Raw genomic sequence first — 20,755 nt, 5'->3', positions numbered from 1 at the left:
AAACGAAGAAGAAAAATCAAATGAAGGTTGGTTAAATTATGTTAAAGTACGTTGGGAAAAGAATTTTATATATGATAGGGGTATTCTTTGTAGTATCCATTATCCTTTTTGTACTGTTTAATAACGTACCTGGTGACCGTGCTCTTAATCAGGTGCAGAACTTAAGAGGTAAAGTCTCCGATGAGACATTCCAGCTCCGCTATCAGGAAGCGAGAGAAAAATTAGGATTAGACGATCCGATTCCGGTCCGCTATGTAAAATGGATGGGAAACTTGTTAAAAGGTGATCTTGGATATTCTTCCTTCTACAAAAAAGATGTGAAAGACTGTCTCTCTACACCACTGTTAAACACGATACAGATCAATATCGTATCCACGATACTCGCATTGGCGATCACGATACCGCTCGGTATTCACTGTGCGGTCAGAAAATTTTCTAAATTTGACAATACGGTACAGGTACTGACGATTGTCGGCTACAGTATGCCTCAATATATAGTTGCACTGGTATTTATTTTTGTTTTTGCCGTAAAACTCGGCTGGTTCCCGATCAGTGGCATGAATACGCCGAACTTCCAGGGAACAGGAGTGGCATTCGTGCTTGACCGTCTCCACTATCTGGCACTTCCGGTCATCGTTATGACGGTTGCAGCGTTAGGAAGTATGACACGTTATGTCCGTGCGGCAATGATCGACGCACTTCGTATGGATTATATCCGTACTGCAAGAGCAAAAGGTTTGAAGGAAAAGGTTGTTATTTATTCCCACGCATGGAGAAATGCACTTCTTCCGGTCATCACACTGATCATCAGCTGGTTCATGAGTATTTTCATGGGTTCGATCGTTATTGAGCAGATTTTCCAGTTGAATGGTATCGGTAAAATGTATTATGTCGGACTGATGAATCAGGATTATGATATGGCATTGGCAGTCAACATGCTCTACTGTATCATCACACTGCTCAGCAACCTGATCACAGACTTAAGCTACGGTCTGGTAGATCCGCGTGTACGCATTGATAAGTAGGAGGAACGAAAAACATGAAGATGCTCAAACACCTTTTTGGAAAAAGGGATAAAGAACTCGATGTATTACAGGAAGAAGCGCTTCAGAGTCCGCTCCGTACGGTTGTGAGGAATTTTACCTCAAACAGACTTGCGTTTGGCGGCCTGATCGTATTTTTGGTTATTTTCCTGATCGTACTGATCGGACCGGTCTTTAACCCGATCGACTTAAGTGAAAAAGAAGAGACACAGATCAATGTCGCTCCGGGACTGAATATGATGAAAGTGCCGGATGGTTTAAAAGGAAATGTAAAAGAGATTTCCACGGGTGCAACATTCAGCGTGGGCGTTGACAATAACGGAAAAGTCTATGTCTGGGGTTACACCAAGATCAGTAACAAGATCGATATTGCAAAGAAGATGCCAAAGCAGAAAGAAATGGGAAAAGTGGTATCTGTATCTGCAGGATTTGACCATGTCATGGCACTCAATGAAGATGGGGAGCTTTTCATCTGGGGTAGTGACCGTATGGGACAGTGTCAGGTTCCGATGGAAGTAAAGCATGAGAAGATCAAACAGATCGCAGCCGGTTATCAGATTTCTTATGTTTTAACCGAAGGCGGCGAAGTCATCGCATGGGGAAATGAAAACTTAAATGATGTGCGCCTGACCAGAAGAAACGGTAACAGCCACATTGCAAAGATCTCTGTTGCCAATACAACTTTAATGGCACTCACAGATGATGGTGAGATCCGGCATTTAGGAAGTCAGAAATCCGATATTTCCAATATCCCGGAAGATCTTGGAAAAGCAAAAGATATTGTGACAACATCCGATGCCTGTGTTGCACTGATGGAGGATGGTTCTCTCCGTATCTGGGGAAAAGCCAACAAGAGTGAGAAAGAGATTCCGGAAATGGATGGAGAGATCGTTTCCATGTTTGCCGGAAGATATCATATTACAACACTGACAGATAAAGGAACTGTTTACTCCTGGGGAAGCAATGCAAAACACCAGACAGACGTTCCAAAGAAAGCAAAAGATGTTACTGCCATCTACGGCGGTACTTATCAGAACTATGCAGTGACAAAATCCGGGGATATTGTGACCTGGGGATTAAAAGGTTATCTGTTCGGAAGCGATGAACTTGGACGTGACGTATTCACGCGTATCTTAAACGGTGGACGTATGACCATGACGATCGGTGCGATCTCTGTTATCATTTCCACGATCATCGGTATCATCGTCGGTGGTGTGTCCGGTTTCTTCGGAGGCTGGGTAGATATCGTGTTACAGCGTATCACAGAGATCGTTGCATGTCTTCCGTTCCTGCCGATGGCGATGATCTTAACATCTATTATCGGAAACAGTATGACAGAGAGCGCAAGGATTGCCCTGATCATGGTGATCCTCGGTATATTAAGCTGGCCGAGCCTTGCAAGACTTGTCCGTGCACAGGTGCTTGCCGAGCGTGAGCAGGAGTTTGTAACCGCTGCAAATGCGATGGGTGTAAAACGTTCCGTGATCGTATTTAAGCATATTATCCCGAATGTTATTTCGGTTATCATTGTATCCGCAACGCTTGATTTTGCATATTGTATGCTGACAGAGTCTACGTTATCCTTCTTAGGATTCGGTGTGAAACTGCCGCGTCCTACCTGGGGAAATATGTTGAACGGCTGCGTAAGTTCCGTTGTTATCCAGAACTACTGGTGGAGATGGGTATTCCCTGCCATCATGTTAGGTATCTGCGTAATCTGTATCAATATGGTCGGCGACGGTCTGCGTGATGCCATCGACCCGAAATCAAATGAGCGTTAAAGGAGGAGACACAAAATGGCTTTATTAGAGATTCATGACCTGCATACCTTCTTTAAAACGAAAAAGGGTATTGTCAAGGCAGTAAACGGTGTTTCTTATTCGGTAGAACCGGGAAAGACACTTGGTGTTGTAGGTGAGAGCGGAAGCGGCAAGAGTGTTTCCGCCATGAGTATTTTAAAATTATTAGATGGCAACGGTTATATTGACAGCGGTGAGATTATTTTTGACGGTAAAAATCTTGCAGACGTATCTGTAAAAGATATGTGTAAGATCCGTGGAAATGAGATCTCTGTTATCTTCCAGGAGCCGATGACCAGCTTAAACCCGATTTTTACCGTGGAGCGTCAGCTCTCCGAGCCTTTTATCATTCATCAGGGAATGAATAAAAAAGAGGCAGCCGAGAAAGTGGTTGAGATGTTAAAGGATGTCCGTATCCCGAACCCGGAGGCAGTTGCAAAACAGTATCCGCATCAGCTTTCCGGTGGTATGCGTCAGCGTGTCATGATCGCCATGGCACTTGCCTGCCGACCGAAACTGTTGATCGCCGATGAGCCGACGACTGCACTTGATGTAACGATCCAGGCGCAGATCTTAAAATTAATGAATGATCTGAAAAAAGAGAAAGGAACATCCATTCTCTTTATCACACATGATCTTGGTGTTATCAACGAGATGGCAGACGATGTCGCTGTTATGTACTGTGGTCAGGTTGTGGAAAAAGCTCCGGTGCGCAGCATTTTTGGGGATAACTCCTACCTGCATCCGTATACGGAAGGACTGCTTTACTCTATCCCGCGTCTTGATACACCGACCGGAATCCGCTTAGAGGCGATTCCGGGTGCCGTACCGCATCCGCTGGACCTTCCGAAGGGATGTAAATTTGCACCGCGCTGTAAATATGCAACGGACAAGTGCCGTGAGATGGAACCGGAACTGAATGAGGTAGAACCGGGACATATGGTACGCTGCTTTTATCCGAAGAAAGGGGAAAGAAACTAATGAGTGACGAGAACAAGGTATTACTGCGCGTTTCGAATTTAAAACAGTATTTCCCGATCGGAAAAAAGAAGATGGGAAAACCACAGTCATTTGTAAAGGCAAATGATGGAATCAGTTTAAATATTTACGAAGGCGAGACATTTGGTCTGGTAGGTGAGAGTGGATGTGGAAAATCCACATTCGGACGTACGCTGTTACAGCTTTACCGTCAGACCGGCGGACGCACCGTATATTACGGACGTACCGTTGAAGATTTTGATTTAAAATATGTTGAGGAGATCTTTAAGAATCTTCCGGATAAAAAGAAAAAATGCGAGGAACTTTTAGGTAAAGTAAAAAAATTAGAGGCTGACTATGCAAAAATGCCGGAGGGCACTGAGGAAGAAAAGATCGCTAAGAAGGTAGCCGGACAGCACCTTGCCGAGATGGAGAGCGAGGCAGATAACGATCTTTTGGATATCACAGCTCTGATTGGTGGACTTTATACGTTAGATGAGACTGCACTTGCAGAGGCAGGCCGTCATTATCTCGCAGAGTATCTTGCCATGAAAGAGATCCGAAAGATCAATGCACAGGCAGATGAGTTTGAGAAGAACGGAAAATCTGCGAAAGCCGGGGAAGTAAAGAAAAAGATTCCGGAGCTTCAGAAAAAAGTACAGGCTGAGTTAGCAGAGATCGATAAGATCCGTGACAACTGCAAAAAGGATGAAGATTTTGAAAAATATGAGGTACAGAAGGACGACGGCATCAATCTTGCAAACTTAACCGATGCAGAGATGCGTTATTTACGCCGTGATCTTCAGCTTATTTTCCAGGATCCATATTCATCCTTAAACCCACGTATGACCGTAGGGCAGATCATCGGCGAGGGACTGATGGCGCACAATATCTTCAAAAAAGGTGATCCGAAGATGCAGGATTATATCATGGAGATCATGGAGAAGTGTGGACTTGCGTCCTATTTTATTCATCGTTATCCGCATCAGTTCTCCGGTGGACAGAGACAGCGAATCGGTATTGCGCGTTCTCTTGCAGTACATCCGAAGTTTGTTGTCTGTGATGAGGCGGTATCTGCACTGGATGTTTCCATTCAGTCACAGATCATTAACCTTCTGTTAGACTTAAAAGAGCAGAATAATTTAACCTATCTGTTCATTTCCCATGACCTTTCTGTTATCAAATACATCAGTGACAGAATCGGTGTAATGTATCTGGGAAATATGATGGAGCTTTCCGATACGGAGCATCTGTTTGCACATCCGTACCATCCATATACAGAGGCATTACTTTCTGCGATCCCTACAACGGATGTGGATGGCAGGAAAGAGACGATCATTCTTGAGGGAGATATCCCAAGCCCGATCAACCCGCCGAAGGGATGTAAGTTCCATACGAGATGTCGTTACTGCACAGAGATCTGCAAGAATGTGACTCCGCAGTTCGAAGAGGTAGAACCGGGACATTTCGTGGCATGTCATCATAAATTAGGTGTGCCGGAAGAAAAATAGTTATTGTCTGCACTATAGATGTGAACAGCAGCAAAAAATAAAAATAGATACAAATTGACAGATGATAAGAGCTGGCTTAAACTGGAAACGTAGTGTTTTTAGTGAGAGTGAGCTCTTATTTTATAAGTAAGAAATGGAGAGTTTTATGTTATTTCAGAGAAAAATAGATGGAGCAATGAAAAAACTGCATGAGGGCAGTGATGCTGCCGAGGAAGAACGCAGAAAAGAAGCGGGGGAGCCGTATGAGGAGATGGAACGTCCGGAACTGGAAAAGGGGGATATGCCTGCAATGATCATCGCAGCATTTATCACATTCATACCGGTTGCCATTTTAGTGCTTGGAATTATTCTTGTGGCAGGATATTTCCTGTTACACTGACTGGCAGGAGACCACCGGCGCAGACAAAGATTACTGTGTTAAAACCAGGCGGGAGTTTGAAGGGGGAGAGAAAATTGATATTTGGGGATAGTGAGCAGAAAAAGAAACAAAAGGAACAGCGCAGCAGGGAAAAGGAATGGAAGGGGAAACTGACTGGTGCCGGGATGGAAAAGGGAGCTGCCGGTGAACTGGCAAAAATAATAACTGAGGCACAGAGGTCAGGAGAAAGTCTTCAGGAAGGCTATAAAACATCAAGGGAACATTTAGAACGTGCACAGCGTAAGATAGAACTTTTACTGGATGAAATGACGGAGGAACCGGAACGGGATGTAAAAAAAAGCCTGGATTCTTTGATCGTGGATTTAGATCATGTTTATCACATATGTTCGATCCGGGAGGACGATCCGGATTACGGTTCAACGGTAAAGTGTTTAAAGACGGCATCATCGGAGCTTGGAATGCCGGATGCAAAGATCAGCACACTTATGCTGCGCAGCGAGCTGGAAAACATACAGGCAGTGTTAAAGGATGCTGCGGCATGGGAAGCACCGGATTTTTTTGCACTTGCATTTTATTTGATTCGTGAAGAGAAAGATACACTTGCTGATATGGAAAATGGACAGCGCAATCAGTTCCTTTCGGATTATCTGAAAGAAAATTTTACGGACCGCTATGCAGACAGCATCGAAGCAGCAGGGTTAAAAGAGGATATGGATGCTTTTATTCGTATGATTCATGCTATATATAACTAAAAGTTATGAAACATGTCACTTTGTATAATTATGATTAAAATCCATCAAGAATTTAGGTGAATCTGAATATTGTGCAAAGTGTATATTTTTGCTATTATTGCAACAACAAGTTTCAGAGCTTTCGCAAATGTATGAAATATCATGACAATATAAGGTGCGGAAGATGAATGGAGGAAAAAGTGTGAAAAATTACATTTTTCACACACAAGATTTGTGTTTGAACACAAACTTGTGATGCCCTGAAAAATGGGTAGGAATGGAGGCTATTATGAAAAAAGCGGTAAGTATGTTTTTAACAGCAGCACTGGCAGTAAGTTGTCTGGCAGGCTGTGGCAGTTCAGCAGGAAACACATCAACAGGCAATGCATCTGCAGGAGCAGACAGCAGCGCATCAGACGACAGTGCAGCAGACGGTTCTGTATTTAAGATCGGAAGCATCGGACCGACAACCGGTGATGCAGCAATTTACGGAAACGCAGTTATGAACGCAGCACAGATGGCAGTGGATGAGATCAATGCAGCTGGCGGTGCAAACGGATATCAGCTTGCATTCAAAGCAGAGGATGATCAGAACGATGCAGAGAAATCCGTCAATGCATATAACTCATTAAAAGACTGGGGTATGCAGATCTTAATGGGAACTGTTACAACAACACCTTGTGTAGCAGTTGCAGACAAGACAGCAGAAGATGGTATGTTTGAGATTACACCATCCGCATCATCCACAGATGTTATCACAAACGATAATGTATTCCAGGCATGCTTTACAGATCCGAACCAGGGTACAGCTTCTGCACAGTACATTGCAGACAACAATTTAGGAACAAAAGTTGCAGTCATCTATGACAGTTCGAGCGTATATTCTTCCGGTATCGAAGCTACTTTCGTGGAAGAGGCACAGAATAAAGGACTTGAGGTTGTAGCTGAGGAAGCGTTTACAGCAGATTCCAAGACAGATTTTTCCACACAGCTTCAGAAAGCGCAGTCTGCAGGCGCTGACTTAGTATTCTTACCGATTTACTATACAGAGGCATCTATCATTTTAACCCAGGCAAACGGTATGGGTTATGAGCCGGCTTTCTTCGGTGTTGATGGTATGGACGGAATCCTTGGCGTTGAGAACTTTGATACATCTTTAGCGGAAGGTGTTATGTTATTAACTCCATTCGCTGCAGATGCAGATGATGAGAAAACAAAAGCATTTGTTTCCACATACAAAGAGAAATATGGCGATGTTCCAAACCAGTTCGCAGCAGATGCTTACGATGCAATCTATGTTATCAAAGCAGCTATCGAGCAGGCAGGTGCAACACCGGATATGAGTGCTTCTGATCTGGGCACTGCATTAACCGGAGCAATGACATCTATCTCTGTAGATGGATTGACAGGTGAGGGAATGACATGGCAGGCAACCGGAGAGGTCAGCAAGGCTCCGAAGGCAGTAGTGATCAAAGATGGTGCTTACGCAGCAATGTAAATGAAATAAAAAATAAATAGTTATTTTATAAGGAAAGAAAGGGGTTGTTTGCAGACGAAGCTGTCGCAGTCAGCCCCTTTTATACTTATGACAGAATATTTTTAAACGTCACATTGTGGCGTTTTTTGAAACAAAAAGATTGTATACAAGTATTTCAAATGGTATAATAAAAAAATCAATGTATTAACGTTATAAAGTAAGAATGGAGGATTGTTATGAATTTCTTATCTTACCTGATCAATGGTATCAGTCTTGGAAGCGTCTATGCGATCATTGCACTGGGATATACCATGGTATACGGTATCGCAAAGATGTTAAACTTTGCACATGGAGATGTTATCATGATCGGCTGTTATGTGGTATTCCTTGCCATGAACGGTCAGGGATGGCCGCCACTTGTGGCAGTTGTTCTGTCTGTTATTGTTTGTACGGTTCTTGGTATCGTCATCGAAAAAATTGCTTACAAACCACTCAGACGTGCTACCCCGCTTGCCGTATTGATTACAGCGATCGGTGTCAGCTACTTTTTACAGAATGCCGCACTGTTATTATTCGGTGCAGACACAAAGTCCTTTACAAATGTTGTAACACTGCCGTCCTTAAAACTTGCAGGTGGAAGTCTTACAATCTCAGGAACCACGATCGTGACGGTTCTTGCCTGTGTCATCATCATGGCTGGTCTGATGATTTTTATCAAAAAAACAAAAGCCGGACAGGCTATGCTTGCTGTTTCTGAGGATAAAGATGCAGCACAGCTGATGGGTGTGAATGTCAATGCAACAATTTCACTGACCTTTGCAATTGGCTCCGGGCTTGCGGCAATCGCAGGTGTGCTGTTCTGCTCCGCATATCCTACACTGACTCCTTATACAGGTTCCATGCCTGGTATCAAAGCATTTACCGCAGCGGTATTCGGAGGAATCGGTTCCATTCCGGGAGCACTGATTGGTGGTATTCTGCTTGGTATCATTGAGATCTTAGGACGTGCTTATATTTCGTCCCAGTTGTCAGATGCAATCGTGTTTGCAGTACTGATCATTGTACTGCTTGTAAAACCGACCGGTATTCTTGGAAAACAGATCCACGAAAAAGTATAAGGTCAGATTGGAGTAATGATATGTCAAAATTAAATGTAAAATCAATGAAAAAAAGTACATTAGACCATCTGATTACCTTTGCGATGGTAATTGTGGCCTATCTCATCGTCCAGATACTGATTGCAGCCGGAGTGTTGTCCTCCCTGATGCAGGGACTTTTAGTGCCGATGTGCACTTATTCCATTGTTGCGATCGGATTAAATCTGTGCGTGGGTTATTTAGGGGAACTCAGTATCGGACATGCAGGATTTATGTGTGTCGGTGCTTTTTCAAGTGCATTTGCAACAAAACTTTTACAGAATGTGATCCCAAACCAGATTCTGCTGTTTATCATCGTTTTAATTATCGGAACCGCTGTAGCAGCATTTTTCGGATTCCTGATCGGTATCCCGGTACTGCGCTTAAGAGGTGACTATCTTGCAATCGTAACGCTTGCATTTGGTGAGATCATCAAAAACGTGATCAACGTACTTTATATCGCAAAAGATACCGATGGTTTTCATTTTGCGATTTCAAATGGAAATGCAATCAAACTTTCCGATGAGGGAGAGTGGCTGATCAATGGTGCAAAAGGAATTGCAAAGATTCCGCACTTATCCAGCTTTACCGCCGGCGTGATTATGATTCTGATCTGTCTTTTCATTGTATATCATCTGGTAAATTCCAGAAGCGGACGTGCCATCATGGCGATCCGTGATAACCGTATTGCAGCTGAATCGGTTGGTATTAACATTACAAAATTTAAATTGATGGCATTTACGATCTCTGCAGCGATCGCGGGAGCAGGCGGTGTTTTATATGCGCACAATCTGTCTACTGTTACAGCGACACCTGCAAACTTTGGTTACAATATGTCGATCATGATCCTTGTATTTGTTGTATTAGGTGGTATGGGAAGCTTCCGCGGTTCGATCATTGCGGCTGTGATCCTGACATTGCTGCCGGAGGTGCTGCGTGGACTCTCCGATTATCGTATGCTGATTTATTCCATCGTACTGATCGCAATGATGCTCTTTAACTGGGCACCGAAATGTATTGAGTTCAGACAGCGTGTAGCTGCAAAACTGAAAAAGAACACAAAGAAAGGAGTACAGTAACATGAGTTTATTGGAAGTAAAAAATCTTGGTATCTCCTTTGGCGGTCTGCGTGCAGTAGACGGATTTCATATTTCGATTGAAAAAGGACAGTTATACGGACTGATCGGGCCAAACGGTGCCGGAAAAACGACCGTATTTAATATGCTCACCGGTGTATATACACCGAATGACGGATCAATCACGTTAGATGGAGTGGATATCACAGGGAAAAAGACGATCGATATCAACAAAGCAGGGATTGCCCGTACATTCCAGAATATCCGTCTGTTTAAAGACCAGTCCGTACTTGATAATGTAAAAATCGGTCTGCACAATCAGATCACTTATTCCACACTGACCGGAATTTTGCGTCTGCCGAAGTACCATAAGGCAGAAAAAGAGATGAATGAGAAGGCAATGGAACTTTTAAAAGTCTTTGACCTTGAGAAGGAAGCAGATTTTCTTGCATCCAACCTTCCTTATGGTAAACAGAGAAAACTTGAGATCGCGAGAGCACTTGCGACAAATCCAAAGCTTCTGCTCTTAGATGAGCCGGCTGCCGGTATGAACCCGAACGAGACAAAAGAGCTGATGGAGACAATTCATTTTGTGAGAGATGAGTTTGACATGACAGTGCTTCTGATCGAGCATGATATGAAACTGGTATCCGGTATCTGTGAGAAACTTACCGTGTTAAACTTCGGGCAGGTTTTAGCAGAGGGTAAAACGACAGAAGTCCTGAATGATCCACAGGTTATCAAGGCATACTTAGGAGAATAGGAAAGGAGGTTTTAAGTTATGGCAATGCTTGAAGTAAAGAATCTGGAAGTATACTATGGCGTGATCCAGGCAATCAAGGGAATCTCCTTTGAGGTCAATGAGGGAGAAGTCATTGCGCTGATCGGTGCAAACGGCGCCGGAAAGACGACAACGCTGCAGACGATCACCGGTATGTTGAGTCCTGCGGCGGGCGAGATTATTTTTGAGGGATGTGATATCTCAAAGATCCCGGGACACAAGATCGTTTCCATGGGAATGGCGCATGTGCCGGAGGGACGTCGTGTATTTGCAGAGTTGTCCGTATATGAAAACTTAAAACTGGGTGCATATACCAGAAAAGATAAACAGGAGATCGCAGAGTCATTAGCAAAAGTATATGAGAGTTTCCCACGACTGGAAGAGCGTAAAAACCAGCTTGCAGGAACCTTAAGCGGTGGTGAGCAGCAGATGCTTGCCATGGGGCGTGCGCTGATGTCGAAGCCGAAGATCATTCTGATGGATGAGCCGTCTATGGGACTTTCTCCGATTCTCGTGGAAGAGATTTTCCACATTATCCGTGAAATCTCTGCGGGTGGAACAACCGTACTTTTAGTAGAGCAGAATGCGAAGAAAGCGTTATCCATCGCTGACCGTGCATATGTACTGGAGACCGGCAATATCGTTCTCTCCGGTGATGCAAAGGAAATGATGAATAACGAATCGATCAAGAAAGCATATCTTGGAGAATAGGGGGATGCAGCAATGAAAAAAACAGTGATTACAATCGCAAGAAGCTACGGCAGCGGTGGACGTACGCTGGGTAAGCTGCTCGCAGAAGAACTTGGAATTAATTGCTACGACAGAGAGATTTTAAGAATGGCATCCGATGACAGCGGCATCAATGAGGCGCTTTTCGGACAGACCGATGAAAAATTAAAGAAATCACCTTTGTTTCGTATTGCACGCAAAAATCCGTATAAGGGCGGTGTGATTCCGCCGGAGAGCGCAGATTTTGTATCGGATGACAACCTGTTTAATTATCAGGCAAAAGTGATCCGTGAACTGGCGGAGGAAGAGTCCTGTATCATTATCGGAAGATGTGCGGATTATGTGTTAAAGGATGATCCGAATGTGCTCCGTCTGTTTTTCTTTGCACCGAAGGAAGATTGTATCGTCCGTGTAATGGAGCATGACGGAATCACCGGGCGGGATGCGGAGAATAAGATCGAAAAGATCGATAAGCACCGTGCGGATTATTATAAATATTATACCGGGAAGGACTGGTATGATGCGAGAAACTATGATTTCTGTCTGGATACGACTTCCATGGGATATGAAAAGCTGGTGGAGGTTGTGAAGAACTTTATTGAGGTGTACCAGAGTTAAGGTGCGGGAATGAAAAAGCAGGGCATGGGTGGCTCTGCTTTTTTTGTGGGAGTGGGGTGGCTGGGTTTGCCGGCTGGTGCGGTGTGCCGACCGCCTGCGTACCTGCATGAAAAAGAATACTATACAGCTTTCCTTTGGGTTGCTATAATAAAAAGAAAGGTTTGCCAACGCGAAACTCTCAAGAACGTAGCGTCGTTGTGCGGCGTGCCTTCGTTAAACAGGTGCCCGCCACACAACGACCACCACAACCTAAAAAAGAGTTTCGCCCTAGGCTCTATTACTTTATTATAACAACCCAAAAGAAAGGGGCACACACAAATGAGCGAGTTAACCAAAGAAATGCCAAAGAAACTGGGATTCGGCTGCATGCGTCTCCCGGTAACCGACGGCAGCACAGAAAATATCAACGACGCAGCGTTCTGCGAGATGATCGATTCCTACATCGAACAGGGATTTAAGTACTTTGACACCGCATATCCATATCACAATGGCAGATCCGAGGAAGCAGTCGGACGCTGTCTGGTACAACGGTATGCGAGGGATCGTTTTTTCCTTGCGAGCAAGATGCCGGTATGGCTGGTCAAAGAGTACGCTGACTACGGAAAGTATTTCGAGGAACAGTTAAAAAAATGCCAGGTAGAGTATTTTGACTTTTATCTTTTACATGCCATGAATAAAGACCGGGTCAAAGAGGCAGAGAACTTAGGCGGATTTCAGTTTGTACAGAGCATGAAAGCGGAGGGAAAGATCCGGCATATCGGATTTTCTTTCCACGATAAGGCAGATGTGTTGGATGAGATTCTGACAAATCATCCGGAGATGGAGTTTGTGCAGCTTCAGATCAATTATTATGACTGGGAGTCTGAGAACGTGCAGTCACGCAAATGTTATGAGGTGGCAGAAAAGCATGGAGTACCTGTGATCGTGATGGAGCCTGTCAAGGGCGGTACGTTAGCAAATATGGTCGGAGAGCCGGCGAGGATCTTAAGTGCGCTGGATGAAAATGCTTCCTATGCATCTTATGCGGTCCGGTATGCTGCATCACTGCCCAATGTAATTTTGGTGTTAAGCGGAATGTCGGATCTAAAGCAGTTACAGGACAATACGGCTTATATGAAAGATTTTCAGCCGCTCACGGATAAAGAGCAGCAGGCAATTGGAAAGGTGGTGGAAGAACTCGAAAAACTTCCAACGATTCCTTGTACCAACTGCCGTTACTGTGTGGAGGGATGTCCGAAAAAGATCCGTATCCCGGATATTTTTGGAGTCTACAACATGGGCGTACAGTTTGGAGTGACGGATGTGACGCGGGGGTCTTACCGCTGTCAGATCGACGGAAGCGGTAAAGCCGGAGACTGCATCAAATGCGGAAAATGCGAGGCACAGTGCCCGCAGCATCTTGAAATCCGAAAACTGTTAGAAGAGGCAGCAGACATTTATGAAAAAGAAATGCACTTATAATTTCTTCAAAATCTTTTCCATGTCCCGCTTATGCCCGATGATCATCAGATGTTCTTCTCTACGGAACACATACTCTGCATTCGGCATCAGTTCCATGCCGTTTTCAGCTTTGATGCCGATGATATTTGCATTATATTTGACGCGGACATTGATCTCCCTGATCGAATGACCGATCCATTCCGGCAGAGGGGCAATTTCGTAAATGGAAAAATTATTTCCGAGTTCCACATAGTCAAAGACCTGATTTGCAGAAAAACGGACTGCAACTTTTTCTGCAATATCACGGTCTGGATAAATAACTTCGTCCGCGCCGTTGCGCAGCAGGAACTTTGCGTGGATATCACGGTTGGCCTTGCTGACAACATATTTTGCTCCAAGATCTTTTAACAGGCTTGTGATCTCAAGACTGCTCTGAAAATTTTCACCAATACAGACAAAACAGTAATCAAAGTTTCCGACACCAAGACTTTTTAATACTTTTTCGTTGGTGCAGTCGCCAATCTTGGCGCTGACCACAAGGGGAAGAAGGTCTTCTAAGCTTGCTTCGTCTTTGTCAACGATCATAATCTCATTGTCAAGTCTGGCAAGATCCTGACATAAATGGGTGCCGAAACGTCCGAGTCCGATAATTAAAATTGATTTCATAAGTAAATTCCTTTCTCAGCCGATGTTGATGTGTTCTACCGGCTGCATGATATGTGTCAGTTTTTTGTGATCGGTAAAGGAAAGTGCAAAGGAAAGGCTTCCCAAACGACCGATATACATCAGAAAAATAATGATAAGCCGCGAGATAAAATTAAGCTGTCCGGTCAGTCCGGTTGTCATTCCGGCAGTACAGATTGCGGATATGACTTCAAAAAGCGTATCTCCGAGCGGAAAACCCTGCATGCCGCAGATTGCGAGGGTTGCGGCAAGTCCGGCAAACAGGTAGGTACACAGCAGGGCTGTAGCTTTTGTGATCGTGTCGTCTTCGATCCTGCGGCCAAAAATATTTGTTCCGGTCGTTCTTAAGAGCGTGGAGCGCAGATGCAGGAGCAGAACGAAAATGGTTGCCATTTTGACGCCGCCCGCCGTGGAACCGGAACCGCCTCCGATGAACATCAGGATAATGGTAAGCAGTTTGCCACCCTCTGTGAGAGAGCCAATATCAAGTGTATTAAAACCGGCAGTTCTTGGTGTAATCACACTGAAAAAAGAACTGCAGATGATGCCTGTCGTGCTCATATCGGCGTAAAGATTATTTCGTTCCAGCAAATAAAACAGTAAAGCTCCGCCAAATACCAGAACTGCCGAAAAACTCAAGACCATTTTTGTCTGCAGGGCATATTTTTTAAAGTGCCATTTGTGGTCAATGATATCACTCCAGACGATAAATCCGATGCCGCCGATCAGAATTAATGCAGACAGCGTAAAGCTTACGATTGGATCGTCATAATAGGCAGTAAAAGAGGAATATGGTTTGTATTTTCCCATGATGTCGAAACCCGCATTGCAAAACGCAGATATGGAATGAAAGATGCTGTAATAAAGTCCGTTAAAAAAACCCATTTCAGGATAAAAGCGGGTAAATAACAGCAGTGCACCGATTCCTTCAAATAGTACGGTTCCCTTTAATACACGTTTGATCAGCCGTACTACGCCGCCGATATCTAATACATTGAAACTTTCCTTGATCCAGCCGCGTTCTTTGAGACCGATTTTCCTGCGCAGCACCAGGGAAACAGCAGTTCCGATGGTAATAAAGCCAAGACCGCCGATCTGGATTAAAAGTAATAATACAAGCTGTCCAAAGAAGGACCAGTGTGTATAGGTATCGACCAGAATAAGACCGGTGACGCAGGTGGCACTTGTTGCTGTAAAAAGTGCTGTGATAAAAGGGGTAAATTCGCCGGTGCGGGAAGAGCAGGGAAGCATCAAAAGACATGTTCCGCCTAAGATAAGCAGAAGAAAACCAAGTGCGATCAACTGCATGTCAGAGAGCCGCTTTAATTTTTTTGGTAACATATATCCTCCAAAGAGTAAAATTTTGTTGAGAAACGTATATTAAAATATTATAATACGAATAGTGAACTTTGTATATATAACATTTTTACAAAGTTAAAGAGGAGAGGAGCATGAAGAGTTATGGATGATTTGTTTGGTCTGATTGTGATAATTATTGGCATTGCAGCAGGGATTTACAGTGATAAAAAGAAAAAAGAAGGAAAACAAAAGAAAGCGGCTGTGCCGAATCAGCCCGGCGGAGGAAGAAAAAATGTACCACAGACACAGGTTTCTTATGGTGGTCATGCAGGAAGACCGGATGTTCTGGCGGATGCGGCAAATGCGATGCAGAGGGATTTATCAGTAAGACAGCAGGAATTAAAACAGAGGCTGCAGCAGAAGTATGGCACGGTTGCATCGAATACGGCAAAGCCCACGCAGGCAGCGCGCCCTGTTTCAAATCCCGGAAAAGGTGCTATTTTAAACCGTGCAGATTCGAACGTCAATGAAAACCAGACGGACGAACTGCGGGAACAGTTTTATGAAAAAACAGGGGAGCCGCCGAAAAAAGTACACGGGGAGTGTGAGGACGAATGTTCCCTGATGGATCAGGTCAATGATCTGATGATCATGGGATATCAGGCAAACCTGAGTTTTGAGCGCGATTTTGTGGCAGAGGGAGTGGAGATGTTAAACCGTTTTGAACTGCCGGACGAAATTGCGGGATTGACAGAAGTACATACGGCATAAGTTGAAAGAAAGGACAGCAACAGTATGGCAGAAAGAATACCGGTAAGTGGCGAGATCTACCGCCATTTTAAAAATAAATTATATCAGATCGTAGCAATTGCGACACATTCTGAAACAGGAGAAAAACTGGTGATCTACCAGGCGTTATATGGAGATTTTGGCGTGTATGCAAGACCACTTACCATGTTTACCAGTGAAGTGGATCACGAAAAATATCCGGAGGTGACGCAGAAATACCGGTTTGAGCTGGTGGAGCGGGAGAAGAAAGAGGATGTGCAGGCAGCACAGACTGGCAGTGAGCGGTCTGCAGACATGACACAAAGATATAGTGTTGGACATAGTACAGGGCGGACGATTCTACAGAATCAGAACGGAAGAAATGCAGATACCAGCGTACGGGAGAATGAGCGCGTGTCAGGAGATATCAGTGTACAGAGCAACAAAGCTGTGTCAGGAGATGTCGGAGCGCAGGAAAGTAAAGGTGCTTCATCTGATACAGAAGAGCAGGTAGAACCGAAACTTATGGAGTTTTTGGATGCGGTTTCCTTTGAGGAAAAGTATAATATCCTGACATCTATGCGCGATATCATTACAGATAAAATGATCAACAATATGGCAGTTGTTTTAGACGTTGTGATCCCGGAAGGAGATCTCGATGACCGTTATGAGCAGCTCAAACAGTGTATCCGTACCAGACAGCGTTTTGAGAGCACACGTCTCAGATAATCTGTGTGGAAAATAAGACTGTGAGTTTGTTTTTCACACGGCTATTTGTTGAAGATTAGTGTACAAAAATGGAGATTACATGGTTTCAGAAGAATTAAAATCAAAATTACAACAGATCACGCAGCAGGAGATTTACAAGGTGATCGTCAGCAAACCCTCTGACAAAGCTGCAAAATACCGCAAGATCGAGATTGAAAAAAAATCGTCCGGTTACCAGGCAGCCGCTTATACGCAGAAACAGGTTTTTCATGAAAAGATAGAACCGGATGGACTTTTAGATTATCTGTCAGGGCGTGTCGGCAGTGAATTTTTACAGTTAAATGCCTGGGATGGAACCAGTGAATATATGCTTTTGATCTCAAAAAAAGGAAAAGTGACTTACCGCTGCAAAAAGCAGGCAGAGGGTGCAGCAAAAGTGCAGGAATCCCATAACCGTAAAAAGAAATATCTGTTGGAAGAGGGAACCGTGATCCCACCGCTGGTTGATATGGGAGTTTTTACGGCAGACGGAAAAGTAGTCCGCACTATGTACGATAAGTTCCGGCAGATCAACCGTTTCCTTGAAATCATCGAGGACGGAGTGCGGGATTATCCGTATGATCACTTAAATATCATTGATTTCGGCTGCGGAAAGTCTTACCTGACTTTTATCCTGTATTATTATTTTGCGGAGATCAAAAAGATGAACGTGCAGATCGTAGGACTTGATCTGAAAGAGGACGTGATCAAAAACTGCAATCTTGCGGCGGAGAAATATGGCTATCACAATCTGCATTTTGAACTGGGGGACATCAACGGCTATCAGACACCGTTTCCGGTAGACATGGTAGTGACACTGCATGCCTGTGATACGGCGACGGATTATGCGCTTTATAATGCGGTTCAGTGGGATGCAAAGATGATTTTTTCCGTACCGTGCTGTCAGCATGAGTTGAACGGACAGATAAAGACGGAGCAGTTTTCATTACTGACGCGCTATGGCATTATAAAAGAGCGTTTTTCCGCGCTTGCGACAGATGCGATACGTGCGAATCTGCTGGAGGTGTGTGGATACAAAACTCAGCTTTTAGAGTTTGTTGATTTTGCGCATACGCCAAAGAATATCCTGATCCGTGCAGTACAGAAGAAGATCGTGCCGCGTGCGGTAAAACAAAATTACCTCACAGAGGTGGAACATATGATGGAGGAGTTTCATTTTACACCGACACTGTATGGACTGCTGAAAGACAGCGGGAAAATTTAAAAATCAAAATGGGTGTGGCTGTTTTGCCACACCCATTTTAGGTTACGGAAGTTTACTTAACTGACTGTTGTGGTATTTGCCGGAGAATGTGACATCCTCTCCGAACCATTCCGGCGGAGTGAAATTATTTGCCTCTTCCTCTGTTTCAAATTCCACTTCGGCAAGCTGCAGTGGTGCAAGATCTCCCTCAAACACATCTAATTCGATCGTATATTTAGGGGCAAGCGGGATCAGATAGCGGCGTTTCTGAATCAGCCTTCCGTCGATTTTTTCTTTCAGGTGAAGAAATGCTTCTTCATTTAAAGGGAGATTGTATTCCTCACGCACCATCATGCCTTTTCCCTTGCAGGTCAGAATGTAATCGTCATTGGAGCGGCGGATGCGCACGACCGGGTTAGTGTTTAAGTAGCCCTGTTCGATCACTTTACAGGCATATTGTTCTAAGTGGTCAGGTAAGGTTTTTACCAGATATTTACGTTCAATTTCCATGGTGTAGAAACTCCTTTTGGTTTAAAAAATTTTTAATTGGTGCGTGAAAACAGCACTACTGCATCTATTATAGCAGTTGCAGGGGCAGGAAAAAAGAAGTATTGGAAGACATGTAAGTCATTGACCACAAAAAATCAGTTTGCTATACTTTATCTGTACAAAAATGGAAAACAAAAGCTTTAGAAAGGCAGGAAATATTTATGAGTAAAATTGGAATTTTCATGGCAGATGGCTGTGAGGAAATTGAGGGACTTACCGTAGTTGATGTTGTGCGTCGTGCAAAAATGGAGATCGTTATGCTCTCAATTACCGGAAAAAAAGAAGTGACAAGCTCTCACGGGGTTACTTTTTTAGCAGATGCGCTTGCAGAAGAAACCGGATATGAAGACCTGGATGGAATCGTGCTTCCGGGCGGTATGCCGGGAACCATGCATTTACTGGAAAATGAGACCGTCAATGCCGTGATCCGCAAGTTTGCAGAGGAAGGAAAAATGGTTGCTGCGATCTGTGCAGCTCCGAGTGTGTTAGGCGCAGCAGGCCTGTTAGAAGGGAAACACGCAACCTGTCATCCGGGCTTCGAGGAAAAATTAACCGGTGCGACGACCAGCGAGGATGAGGTTGTAGTGGACGGCAATATCATCACAAGCCGCGGTATGGGAACAGCGATTCCGTTTGCGTTTGAGATCGTGCGTTACTTTACCGATGATGAGACAGTAGAGCATGTCCGTCAGGGACTTGTGTACCGTGCGAATGAAAAATAGTAAAGTGTATGTTGTATAAGAAAAACGGCTTCACATCACACCATGGATGTGGAGCCGTTTTTGGTCTTGCGGCAAGTTGTTTTTTACTTGCGGGAAGTTGTTTTTTACTTCCGGCAAGTTGTTTTTTTACTTGCCTGACATCTGCTCTTCCTGTTTCATGATCATTTTTTTGACCATCTCACCGCCGATGCTTCCTGCCTGTGCAGAAGTAAGGTCACCATTGTAACCCTCTTTTAACGGTACACCGATCTCGCTTGCTACTTCCTGTTTAAAACGGTTCATAGCCTCTTTTGCCTGTGGTACAGCCATTTTGCTGGTGTTAGAACCAGAATTGTTAGATCCACTCATGGATTTCACCTCCGTAAATTAATCTGTTGTTTGTTATTAGGATTTACAAGTAAGAATTACTGTATGTCCTAATCCTATTATTTACAGGGGGAGAAAAAATATGTTGGTAAATTCTGGAAATTGGAAACTTACAAAAAAATCCCGCTTCATTGACAGGCAATCCCGTGTGCTCTATAATAGAAACGTTATGATACGTTAAAGAGAAGGGAACGGAGAAATTTATGGATACAAGGAAACCGGATATTTTTGACCGGCTGATGCATCTGCCGGTTTTAAATATCTTTGAACCGTTTTATAAAAAACATAAGGAAATGCTTTTATATCTGTTTTTCGGTGGATTGACATTTGTGATAAGTGTTATCACATATGCCTTTTTTAATGTTTCACTGGGAATGAACGAGCTTGTCGCAAACATTTTTTCATGGATTTTAGCGGTTTTATTTGCTTTTTTTACAAACCGTATCTGGGTATTTGACGGGAAGACAAATGGTGCGAAAGAATTTTTTGTACAGATGATGAATTTTTTCGGTGGAAGAGTTGCAACGTTAGTTGTTGAGGAAGTGATTCTTTTCGTGTTTATCACAAAACTGGGATTTGGAAGCATGGTGGTAAAAATTGCAGCCCAGATCATTGTGATCGTATTGAATTATGTGATCAGTAAATTATGGGTTTTCCGGAAATAAAAAGTTGTATCGGGCAGGGGGTTGATAGAGCCTGAGGGCATAATTGAACAGAA

22 protein-coding genes are annotated in these 20,755 nt (G+C 43.9%); 18 read left to right on the top strand and 4 right to left on the bottom strand.

Annotated elements, in window-relative coordinates:
- Positions 1–38 precede the first annotated feature (38 nt).
- From RIL182_RS16550 to RIL182_RS16490, 13 genes are all read left to right on the top strand, one after another.
- Positions 39–1,025, top strand: coding sequence for an ABC transporter permease (locus RIL182_RS16550; protein WP_006855939.1), 987 nt, complete (start codon positions 39–41; stop codon positions 1,023–1,025).
- A 14-nt stretch (positions 1,026–1,039) separates the two neighbouring features.
- A complete protein-coding gene (locus RIL182_RS16545; protein WP_006855938.1) occupies positions 1,040–2,824 on the top strand; it encodes an ABC transporter permease subunit in 1,785 nt (594 codons plus the stop codon).
- Between the two features lie 15 nt (positions 2,825–2,839).
- Complete coding sequence (locus tag RIL182_RS16540) at positions 2,840–3,823, top strand: ABC transporter ATP-binding protein (RefSeq protein WP_006855937.1); 984 nt, start codon at positions 2,840–2,842, stop codon at positions 3,821–3,823.
- A complete protein-coding gene (locus RIL182_RS16535; RefSeq protein ID WP_006855936.1) occupies positions 3,823–5,331 on the top strand; it encodes an ABC transporter ATP-binding protein in 1,509 nt (502 codons plus the stop codon). Before RIL182_RS16540 ends, RIL182_RS16535 begins: the two co-directional genes overlap by 1 nt.
- 145 nt (positions 5,332–5,476) lie before the next feature.
- Entirely contained in the window at positions 5,477–5,710 is a 234-nt protein-coding gene (locus RIL182_RS16530; RefSeq protein WP_242655476.1) for a hypothetical protein, read from the top strand.
- A gap of 74 nt (positions 5,711–5,784) precedes the next feature.
- On the top strand, positions 5,785–6,462 hold the full coding sequence (locus RIL182_RS16525; RefSeq protein ID WP_022112358.1) for a hypothetical protein: 678 nt from the start codon (positions 5,785–5,787) through the stop codon (positions 6,460–6,462).
- 268 nt (positions 6,463–6,730) lie between these two features.
- Positions 6,731–7,939, top strand: coding sequence for an ABC transporter substrate-binding protein (locus RIL182_RS16520; RefSeq protein ID WP_015559755.1), 1,209 nt, complete (start codon positions 6,731–6,733; stop codon positions 7,937–7,939).
- A gap of 215 nt (positions 7,940–8,154) precedes the next feature.
- Positions 8,155–9,036 (top strand): branched-chain amino acid ABC transporter permease, encoded by an 882-nt coding sequence (locus RIL182_RS16515; protein ID WP_006855931.1) that lies wholly within the window; start codon positions 8,155–8,157, stop codon positions 9,034–9,036.
- A gap of 20 nt (positions 9,037–9,056) precedes the next feature.
- Entirely contained in the window at positions 9,057–10,133 is a 1,077-nt protein-coding gene (locus RIL182_RS16510; protein ID WP_006855930.1) for a branched-chain amino acid ABC transporter permease, read from the top strand.
- 1 nt (position 10,134) lies between these two features.
- Positions 10,135–10,893, top strand: a complete 759-nt coding sequence (locus RIL182_RS16505; protein WP_015521135.1) for an ABC transporter ATP-binding protein — start codon at positions 10,135–10,137, stop codon at positions 10,891–10,893.
- Positions 10,894–10,911: 18 nt separating this feature from the next.
- Positions 10,912–11,622 (top strand): ABC transporter ATP-binding protein, encoded by a 711-nt coding sequence (locus RIL182_RS16500; RefSeq protein ID WP_006855928.1) that lies wholly within the window; start codon positions 10,912–10,914, stop codon positions 11,620–11,622.
- A 12-nt stretch (positions 11,623–11,634) separates the two neighbouring features.
- Positions 11,635–12,258, top strand: a complete 624-nt coding sequence (locus tag RIL182_RS16495) for a cytidylate kinase-like family protein (protein ID WP_006855927.1) — start codon at positions 11,635–11,637, stop codon at positions 12,256–12,258.
- A 318-nt stretch (positions 12,259–12,576) separates the two neighbouring features.
- A complete protein-coding gene (locus RIL182_RS16490) occupies positions 12,577–13,719 on the top strand; it encodes an aldo/keto reductase (protein WP_006855925.1) in 1,143 nt (380 codons plus the stop codon).
- On the opposite strand, the gene RIL182_RS16485 is transcribed toward RIL182_RS16490, so the two are convergent.
- Positions 13,714–14,364 carry a potassium channel family protein gene (locus RIL182_RS16485; protein WP_006855924.1) on the bottom strand — a complete coding sequence of 217 codons (651 nt, stop codon included), beginning with the start codon at positions 14,362–14,364 and terminating at the stop codon, positions 13,714–13,716. The two genes, RIL182_RS16490 and RIL182_RS16485, sit on opposite strands and share 6 nt — an antisense overlap.
- A 15-nt stretch (positions 14,365–14,379) precedes the next feature.
- On the bottom strand, positions 14,380–15,723 hold the full coding sequence (locus RIL182_RS16480; protein ID WP_006855923.1) for a TrkH family potassium uptake protein: 1,344 nt from the start codon (positions 15,721–15,723) through the stop codon (positions 14,380–14,382).
- Positions 15,724–15,843: 120 nt separating this feature from the next.
- On the opposite strand from RIL182_RS16480, the gene RIL182_RS16475 reads away from it, so the two are divergent.
- From RIL182_RS16475 to RIL182_RS16465, 3 genes are all read left to right on the top strand, one after another.
- Positions 15,844–16,452 (top strand): hypothetical protein, encoded by a 609-nt coding sequence (locus RIL182_RS16475; protein WP_006855922.1) that lies wholly within the window; start codon positions 15,844–15,846, stop codon positions 16,450–16,452.
- 24 nt (positions 16,453–16,476) lie between these two features.
- Positions 16,477–17,178, top strand: a complete 702-nt coding sequence (locus tag RIL182_RS16470; RefSeq protein ID WP_006855921.1) for a DUF1653 domain-containing protein — start codon at positions 16,477–16,479, stop codon at positions 17,176–17,178.
- Positions 17,179–17,257: 79 nt separating this feature from the next.
- Complete coding sequence (locus RIL182_RS16465) at positions 17,258–18,421, top strand: class I SAM-dependent methyltransferase (RefSeq protein WP_006855920.1); 1,164 nt, start codon at positions 17,258–17,260, stop codon at positions 18,419–18,421.
- 42 nt (positions 18,422–18,463) lie between these two features.
- On the opposite strand, the gene RIL182_RS16460 is transcribed toward RIL182_RS16465, so the two are convergent.
- Positions 18,464–18,910: a CYTH domain-containing protein gene (locus RIL182_RS16460; RefSeq protein WP_006855919.1), complete on the bottom strand. Its 447-nt coding sequence runs from the start codon at positions 18,908–18,910 to the stop codon at positions 18,464–18,466.
- Positions 18,911–19,110: 200 nt separating this feature from the next.
- Here RIL182_RS16460 and RIL182_RS16455 point away from each other — a divergent pair, with 200 nt between their 5' ends.
- Positions 19,111–19,671, top strand: coding sequence for a DJ-1 family glyoxalase III (locus RIL182_RS16455; protein WP_006855917.1), 561 nt, complete (start codon positions 19,111–19,113; stop codon positions 19,669–19,671).
- A gap of 126 nt (positions 19,672–19,797) precedes the next feature.
- Here the strand turns inward: RIL182_RS16455 and RIL182_RS16450 are convergent, their stop codons facing one another.
- Positions 19,798–20,019, bottom strand: a complete 222-nt coding sequence (locus RIL182_RS16450; RefSeq protein WP_015559764.1) for an alpha/beta-type small acid-soluble spore protein — start codon at positions 20,017–20,019, stop codon at positions 19,798–19,800.
- A gap of 221 nt (positions 20,020–20,240) precedes the next feature.
- On the opposite strand from RIL182_RS16450, the gene RIL182_RS16445 reads away from it, so the two are divergent.
- Positions 20,241–20,702, top strand: coding sequence for a GtrA family protein (locus RIL182_RS16445; RefSeq protein WP_006855915.1), 462 nt, complete (start codon positions 20,241–20,243; stop codon positions 20,700–20,702).
- Positions 20,703–20,755 lie beyond the last annotated feature (53 nt).

Origin of the sequence: Roseburia intestinalis L1-82, from assembly GCF_900537995.1 — a bacterium.
GTDB lineage: Bacteria > Bacillota > Clostridia > Lachnospirales > Lachnospiraceae > Roseburia > Roseburia intestinalis.
The sequence above is the reverse complement of the archived record's forward strand: the minus strand, read 5'-3'. Positions and strand labels throughout refer to the sequence as shown.

Coding starts and splice junctions, on each gene's coding strand:
- RIL182_RS16550 (WP_006855939.1), top strand. CDS start 39: ATGTTAAAGTACGTTGGGAAAAGAATTTTATATATGATAGGGGTATTC.
- RIL182_RS16545 (WP_006855938.1), top strand. CDS start 1,040: ATGAAGATGCTCAAACACCTTTTTGGAAAAAGGGATAAAGAACTCGAT.
- RIL182_RS16540 (WP_006855937.1), top strand. CDS start 2,840: ATGGCTTTATTAGAGATTCATGACCTGCATACCTTCTTTAAAACGAAA.
- RIL182_RS16535 (WP_006855936.1), top strand. CDS start 3,823: ATGAGTGACGAGAACAAGGTATTACTGCGCGTTTCGAATTTAAAACAG.
- RIL182_RS16530 (WP_242655476.1), top strand. CDS start 5,477: ATGTTATTTCAGAGAAAAATAGATGGAGCAATGAAAAAACTGCATGAG.
- RIL182_RS16520 (WP_015559755.1), top strand. CDS start 6,731: ATGAAAAAAGCGGTAAGTATGTTTTTAACAGCAGCACTGGCAGTAAGT.
- RIL182_RS16515 (WP_006855931.1), top strand. CDS start 8,155: ATGAATTTCTTATCTTACCTGATCAATGGTATCAGTCTTGGAAGCGTC.
- RIL182_RS16510 (WP_006855930.1), top strand. CDS start 9,057: ATGTCAAAATTAAATGTAAAATCAATGAAAAAAAGTACATTAGACCAT.
- RIL182_RS16505 (WP_015521135.1), top strand. CDS start 10,135: ATGAGTTTATTGGAAGTAAAAAATCTTGGTATCTCCTTTGGCGGTCTG.
- RIL182_RS16500 (WP_006855928.1), top strand. CDS start 10,912: ATGGCAATGCTTGAAGTAAAGAATCTGGAAGTATACTATGGCGTGATC.
- RIL182_RS16495 (WP_006855927.1), top strand. CDS start 11,635: ATGAAAAAAACAGTGATTACAATCGCAAGAAGCTACGGCAGCGGTGGA.
- RIL182_RS16490 (WP_006855925.1), top strand. CDS start 12,577: ATGAGCGAGTTAACCAAAGAAATGCCAAAGAAACTGGGATTCGGCTGC.
- RIL182_RS16485 (WP_006855924.1), bottom strand. CDS start 14,364: ATGAAATCAATTTTAATTATCGGACTCGGACGTTTCGGCACCCATTTA.
- RIL182_RS16480 (WP_006855923.1), bottom strand. CDS start 15,723: ATGTTACCAAAAAAATTAAAGCGGCTCTCTGACATGCAGTTGATCGCA.
- RIL182_RS16475 (WP_006855922.1), top strand. CDS start 15,844: ATGGATGATTTGTTTGGTCTGATTGTGATAATTATTGGCATTGCAGCA.
- RIL182_RS16470 (WP_006855921.1), top strand. CDS start 16,477: ATGGCAGAAAGAATACCGGTAAGTGGCGAGATCTACCGCCATTTTAAA.
- RIL182_RS16465 (WP_006855920.1), top strand. CDS start 17,258: ATGGTTTCAGAAGAATTAAAATCAAAATTACAACAGATCACGCAGCAG.
- RIL182_RS16460 (WP_006855919.1), bottom strand. CDS start 18,910: ATGGAAATTGAACGTAAATATCTGGTAAAAACCTTACCTGACCACTTA.
- RIL182_RS16455 (WP_006855917.1), top strand. CDS start 19,111: ATGAGTAAAATTGGAATTTTCATGGCAGATGGCTGTGAGGAAATTGAG.
- RIL182_RS16450 (WP_015559764.1), bottom strand. CDS start 20,019: ATGAGTGGATCTAACAATTCTGGTTCTAACACCAGCAAAATGGCTGTA.
- RIL182_RS16445 (WP_006855915.1), top strand. CDS start 20,241: ATGGATACAAGGAAACCGGATATTTTTGACCGGCTGATGCATCTGCCG.